6 protein-coding genes are annotated in these 5,853 nt (G+C 52.6%); 5 read left to right on the forward strand and 1 reads right to left on the reverse strand.

Annotated elements, in window-relative coordinates; genetic code table 11:
- Window positions 1-25: 25 nt before the first annotated feature.
- On the reverse strand, window positions 26-235 hold the full coding sequence (locus tag Poly59_RS29040; RefSeq protein WP_146537617.1) for a hypothetical protein: 210 nt from the start codon (window positions 233-235) through the stop codon (window positions 26-28).
- A 1,091-nt stretch (window positions 236-1,326) separates the two neighbouring features.
- Here Poly59_RS29040 and Poly59_RS29045 point away from each other — a divergent pair.
- The 5 genes from Poly59_RS29045 (at window position 1,327) to Poly59_RS29060 (ending at window position 5,649) form a co-directional block, all read left to right on the forward strand.
- Window positions 1,327-2,364, forward strand: coding sequence for an FxLYD domain-containing protein (locus tag Poly59_RS29045; protein WP_146537618.1), 1,038 nt, complete (start codon window positions 1,327-1,329; stop codon window positions 2,362-2,364).
- Between the two features lie 115 nt (window positions 2,365-2,479).
- Window positions 2,480-3,772: a hypothetical protein gene (locus Poly59_RS29050; RefSeq protein ID WP_146537619.1), complete on the forward strand. Its 1,293-nt coding sequence runs from the start codon at window positions 2,480-2,482 to the stop codon at window positions 3,770-3,772.
- 119 nt (window positions 3,773-3,891) lie between these two features.
- Entirely contained in the window at window positions 3,892-4,320 is a 429-nt protein-coding gene (locus Poly59_RS29055; RefSeq protein WP_146537620.1) for a hypothetical protein, read from the forward strand.
- A gap of 112 nt (window positions 4,321-4,432) precedes the next feature.
- Window positions 4,433-4,957 carry a hypothetical protein gene (locus tag Poly59_RS29890; RefSeq protein ID WP_146537629.1) on the forward strand — a complete coding sequence of 175 codons (525 nt, stop codon included), beginning with the start codon at window positions 4,433-4,435 and terminating at the stop codon, window positions 4,955-4,957.
- A gap of 98 nt (window positions 4,958-5,055) precedes the next feature.
- Window positions 5,056-5,649, forward strand: a complete 594-nt coding sequence (locus Poly59_RS29060; protein WP_186776604.1) for a zinc ribbon domain-containing protein — start codon at window positions 5,056-5,058, stop codon at window positions 5,647-5,649.
- The last annotated feature ends 204 nt before the right edge of the window (window positions 5,650-5,853 follow it).

The raw sequence follows: 5,853 nt of genomic DNA on the forward strand, positions 1-5,853 counted from the left end.
TGCTTGCCGCGTACTTTAGGGCCCGCTAGACTTTGGCGACTTGAAAACCACTGCCCAACACTCGATCAATGCCCGTCGATAAAACGGATAACCATCGGTTGTACCGGAGCGGCGGTGGTCGCGTTGTTTTGAAATCACGGCACTCGCCGCCGCCCGGTAAACCGTAACGTTCTGCCATCGACTCCATTGATGCCGTAACGTGATGGCAACATCGAACCAAAATCGCGGAACGCATCAGAACTCATTCGCGTGGGCGAACATTGCCCTCGTCGTGATCGTAGTTTTCATACTCGCCGGGATCGCGATTCCAGGTTGTCCGCACCCTCGACCCGATCGACGTACAGTCGCCATCCTCGAACTACACGCATTGTCGCAGGCAACAACTGCTTTTCAATTTCACCATGGCCATCGGCCACCCAGCAACTCTCTGCGTGAGCTTCGGATGCATTTGCTGGCACTTGACCCCCATTTCGACTTTAGCACAACGAACACCGACGCACTGTTACAGCTTGACGACTCTGAACGATTGGTTTTCTGGCTGGGGGGCGGATTCCCGGAAACAAACCACGGTTTTGAACGGGCGCTCTTTTTCGATTTCGACTACTCTCAGCTAGTAGATCGCGACTCGGATGGATTCCCTGAGTATGTATCTAGGTTTGAAGACCGACTTTACCAATTCGACTCGACTTCCCAGCGTGTCTCGTGCGACTTCTCTGACTACGCACTGACGGTTACAATCGATCCTGCGGGAATCACTCACACTACCGCTCCCGGCGCGAATCAAAACAAGGCAGAACAATGACATGCACGGGAGCACGGCTTGCGGCATTTTTCGCAATGGATAGTCAACCTTCCGTGCCCCGTGATGTCCGCCGTTATCGGACTGACTGGACGCTAATCGGACACGATACCAAGCTCGCACAATGCCCGTAGTCGTGATTCAGATTGCTAAAACTCTTGCATGGGTCGTCGCCTTCGGGATGCTCTCGCTATCGCTCGCGCCGGCAATCGCCTCTGCGCCCCAGCAACACTATGAATTGCGATACATGATTGCTGGGGGTGTTTCTGGGCTGCTAATTGGCGTCTTGCTTCACCGACCGTGGATTGCACCATGATCCTTTCCCATGCAACGCCGTCCGGTCGTTGCTTTCCATGCACGTGGTCCAGGTTCGACATATGATCGCCGATAACCATGGCGTGCACACGGAGCGGGGCTTGCGGCCTGATTTGAAATGGACAACTTTACTCTCCCCGCCCGGTGACGCCGGACGTTATCCGACTGAAATCCTCTCAACTTAACTCCTTGCGAGACACCACCGAAACAACATGAAGATACTCGCCATACTCGCAGCACTGTTCATGATTTGCATCGTTCTCTGCTGCGGCATTGGAGCATTTCTTGGACCGACGCCAAGCACATCACCATCGACTTCTAGCACCGCGGCAACATCTCCGACCACAACCGCGAGTTCTTCGCCCAACGCTGGAACTGGTTCATCCAGCAACTCGGAAGTTGACCGACTGTTCGCTGCTCAACAAAAAGAATACGAAACACAACATCAAGCATGGAAAAACGCGAACGACGCCCGATCCGATGCTGAGCTTGAATTGGCGAGAATCGAAAAGGAAGTCGCGTTGCTGGCGAAAGAAAAGCCCACACCACCTGCTTTTGAATCGCGAGAGTGGGCAACCGTCGTCGGAAATTACAAGACCGAGGCGGTGCTAGTCGACACGGACAATAGTACTGCAACACTAAGAAAACCCGATGGCAAGCCAGTCACTGTTCCAAAAGATAAGCTAATCGCGGAAAGCCGCATCTATATCGACAAAGCGTTTTCACAGCTATCCGAGTACAAGAAGCAGTTTGCCGATTGGGCGGAACGATCAACCAAGCTGGAAGCAAAAAGGGATGCTGAAGATCAAAGGATTGTCTCCGCAAACAAGCCTGAACCGCAGCCGCCATCGCGCGAAGCCATTGCTGCCGAAGTCGCTGAAATGAACGCAAAGAAGCGTGAAGAGCAGATGGCAGCGAAGGCGGAAGCAGATCGCAGAGCCGCTGCTATCGCAGCGGCGAAAGCGGAAGAAGAGCTGGATGTAAATGGCTTGGTTTTGATGCGAAAGACCGTTTCGGGGTCAACGGGTGACTTTGGCGGTTCCATCACGGGTGTTGTTGTGAATCGTCGAAGCCGCAAGCTGAATTATGCTCAGATCACTTTCAACTTGTACGACGAAAGTGGTGCTCAGGTTGGTTCTGCTATGGCAAATATCAATGGCCTTGAACCGGGCGGCAAATGGAAATTCGATGCAAACAGCTTTGGAAAAGATTTCTCGACGTACAAGTTTAGCGAACTCACGGGGTTCTAGTGACGGCGGATAACCATGCGATGCACCGGAGCCGGGCTTGCGAGCGTGTTTGTCTGCTTGCAAGTCAACACTCCCGGCCCGGTGATCGCGGACGTTCTGTCAACTGGAAATGATTATGGAAGCGGAATCTGACTCACGCATCAAAATATCAGATGCCGTTGGGAAATTCTTACATGACCTTGATGGAATCAAAAGTGCTGAGGAAATAGCGTGTTCTCTTATTCAAGTGTTGGCAAAACAGTCAGGGGACAAATACGAGAAACTGCTCGTCGAGTTCGGAACTGAGACCGACGAGGAATCAGAAGAATCTACAATTCTCGTGCCGGTCGAACGCGACAAGGAATTTCGAGATGCGCAACGTCAACGAAACTTGACCAACAGTGCCATTTATCAAACGCCACGCGCACTGCTGGTCGCCATGGTCAGTTCGTTTGATGCGTATCTCGGGCGTTTGTTGCGGTGCGTCTTCTACCTGCGGCCAGAACGCATTGACTCGTCCGAGCGCACGTTGACTTTTTCGCAGCTCGTTAGCCTTGACTCCATTGATGCCGCACGAGAACACGTCATCTCGAAGGAGATCGAAACGTTCTTGCGTAAGAGTCACGTAGAGCACTTCGACGTACTAGAGAAACTATTAGACATGCCGTTGCGAAAAGGACTTGATTCGTGGCCGCGGTTTGTAGAAGTGACCCAGCGACGAAACTTATTCGTTCACTCCGATGGGGTTGTGTCGGAGCAATACGTCGCTATTTGCCAGGAAAACAAAGTGAACCTTGGCGATACTAAAGTGGGCGATCACCTCTTTCTAGACCATTCGTACTTTCGCGATGCTTTTGAATGCCTCTATGAAATCGGCGTAAAACTTGCACATGTAATTTGGCGAAAGTTATCCCCAGATCAATTAGAAGAATCCGATGCATCTCTAAATCAAGTGTGCTATGAATTGTTGCAGTTTAGGCGTTTCCGACTAGCACACAATATTTTGCATTTCGCGACCGAAGATCTAAAAAAACACAACTCCGCTTTGAATCGGCGAATGCTTATAGTAAATCGAGCAATAGCCGCTAAATTTGGGAAAATTGAATCAGATCCTTCACCGCTTGAACTAGAAGATTGGTCAGACTGTGGACTTCCTTTTCGATTGGCACTCGCCGTTTTGAGTGACCAGTTTGATCTCGCATGTGATATCATGCGCCAACTCGGCACAGAACACGAATTGGTCAATCGTAAAGCTTACGGGAATTGGCCGTTGTTTTTGGAATTTCGTAAGAATGATGGCTTCCTGGAAACCTATCGTGATCTATTTGGTGCTGAATTTAATGTCTCGAAGACGCCCGACCAGCCGGACCAAAACACGGACCAACCGTATGCCGATGGAAGCGACGAAAAGGGCGTTACAGATTCGTGACAGAACCAAGCCGTGAACCGGAGCGGCGAAGTCGAGCGTTTTTGAAATGGAAAATCTTTCGTCGCCGCCCGGTTACGGCAGGCGTTCCCCGACAGAAGTTCATCGGTACATGAAACCACATGACAGATTTTGACCCAATTCAATCGTTGATCGACAACGCGTCAATCTACGACCACAACGTTGAGGTTGCTGCTACCCACGTGCTCAAATACTGGGACGCAATGAACGCCGTCGAGAAACGCTTCGTTGGCGAATCCGATCCCGACCTTCAAGAGGTGATTGCAGCGAAGACCGAGGTGCATGAACAATATTGGATGCCAACCGACGACAACTATTGGAAACCGTGTAGCCACGGTAGCGACGAGGAATTCAGAGTTGCAGACATTGGCGACATCGTCGCGCTGTCAGATTTTCGGTCATCGTTCATCGTGCGGGTTGTCATTCGCAATGACTGTGACCGGATGGGCAAAACCGATATTGTTTACCTGCTACAAACTGAGGATGGAAGCGAGGAAGGCCCAGTACGGATCGCCAACCAATTCAACTGACGTGAAGAGCGGGGAACCATGCGATGCAACGGAGCCGGGCTTGCAAGGTTTCTCGAATGGAAAGTCAACTCTCCCGGCCCGCTGATCGCGGGCGTTATCCGACTGAAATCGCATGAAGAGGACGTGGAAATACGCGGTGCTGCTTGCGTTGCTCGGGATCGCCTTTGTGATCGTTACGCAGGTGACTGGCCGCGACGTGCCGACAACACCGCCCCGTGAATCACGCCGGGTCATGCACCCACTCGGGTTTTCCATCGTGTCCCCTACAAACTGGGACTCGCAAATCCGCGTTAAACCCATCGGGATTGTCGGACCGGGTATCTACATGTCGCCACGAACTATCGGACCTCCACGACGGTACTCAGCGGCGCTAAGTGTTTCGGTATGCGACGATCGAGAGCGACTTCGAGATCAACATGAGATGACTGCGGACACTGTTGCCGGATTCCCCGCATTCTCGCGGATCGTGACCGCCGACGTGGGCGACGGTGTCCCTAGCTTTGCGTACACCGCCTTCCTCAAATCGCGAGACACCTGGTACGTGGTGCGGTATAACTTGAGTTCTGATTCCGCCGTTCTCCCAGGATCGGTCCGTGACTACATCGCTTCCTTTCGCGTCACCCCAACTGACGGATAACCATGGCGTGCACACGGAGCGGGGCTTGCGGCCGCATTTGAAATGGACAACTTTACTCTCCCCGCCCGGTGACGCCGGGCGTTACCCGACTTAACATCATGCCTTCCTCCCGAACTCCTGAGGGCGATCCTGCTAGCTGCCCGGTCTGCGGCCTCGTTTCAGCGATCGAACCTTCGATACCGCCCGGCGATTGTGTGTGCCCGCATTGCGGCTCGCACCTTTGGATGACGCCGAAAGAGACATCAACCAAAACTGCGATCCGTTCGTTCGTTCGCGAGCTACAAGCCCTTGTTTCCGCTGACGATTCGACAACCTACACATCTGGATTTCTAGTCGCTGGATTGCGACGCTGCCTTGCTGCTCATGGTGCATCGCTTTGGATTGCGACAAAACAGGGGTTTCTGCGCCGTCAGCAACCGCGCCTCGTTCGCAATGACGGGCATCCGGCTTCGTATGGCTTCGCTCGCGATGTGATCGCTGCTTCAGAATCAATCGTTCGTCGCGAATTCTCTGATAACGACGCCTACTTGCACCTTGGCGTTCCAATTTCGCGTAAGACTGATATCTTGGGGGTGATCGAGATTGCGCAGCGTGATGTTCGTGACGAACACATCCAATGCGGGTACTTGCGATTCGTTACTCAGATGGCAGAGGTTGCGATCCCGTTGGCTGCAAAACTACGGAACGGGTAACCATCGCATGCAACGGAGGACGGGTGGTTCGTTTTCTCGTCTGCTTGCAAGTCGTTCGCCCGTCCCCGCTGATGCGTAACGTTATCCGACATACTCCCTCAGGTGTCCGGCGTATTTCTTCGCACAAGCGATCACTTCAACCTTCGATTGCGAATTGGTCGTTCGGCTTTTGCGCTAGTAAATCGAGGCGTCAAACGTCTTGAA

The sequence above is a fragment of the Rubripirellula reticaptiva genome (genome assembly GCF_007860175.1).
Lineage (GTDB): Bacteria > Planctomycetota > Planctomycetia > Pirellulales > Pirellulaceae > Rubripirellula > Rubripirellula reticaptiva.

Bases quoted from the DNA above. Each gene is read 5' to 3' on its own strand.
- Poly59_RS29040 (WP_146537617.1), bottom strand. From the start codon at position 235: ATGCGTTCCGCGATTTTGGTTCGATGTTGCCATCACGTTACGGCATCA.
- Poly59_RS29045 (WP_146537618.1), top strand. From the start codon at position 1,327: ATGAAGATACTCGCCATACTCGCAGCACTGTTCATGATTTGCATCGTT.
- Poly59_RS29050 (WP_146537619.1), top strand. From the start codon at position 2,480: ATGGAAGCGGAATCTGACTCACGCATCAAAATATCAGATGCCGTTGGG.
- Poly59_RS29055 (WP_146537620.1), top strand. From the start codon at position 3,892: ATGACAGATTTTGACCCAATTCAATCGTTGATCGACAACGCGTCAATC.
- Poly59_RS29890 (WP_146537629.1), top strand. From the start codon at position 4,433: ATGAAGAGGACGTGGAAATACGCGGTGCTGCTTGCGTTGCTCGGGATC.
- Poly59_RS29060 (WP_186776604.1), top strand. From the start codon at position 5,056: ATGCCTTCCTCCCGAACTCCTGAGGGCGATCCTGCTAGCTGCCCGGTC.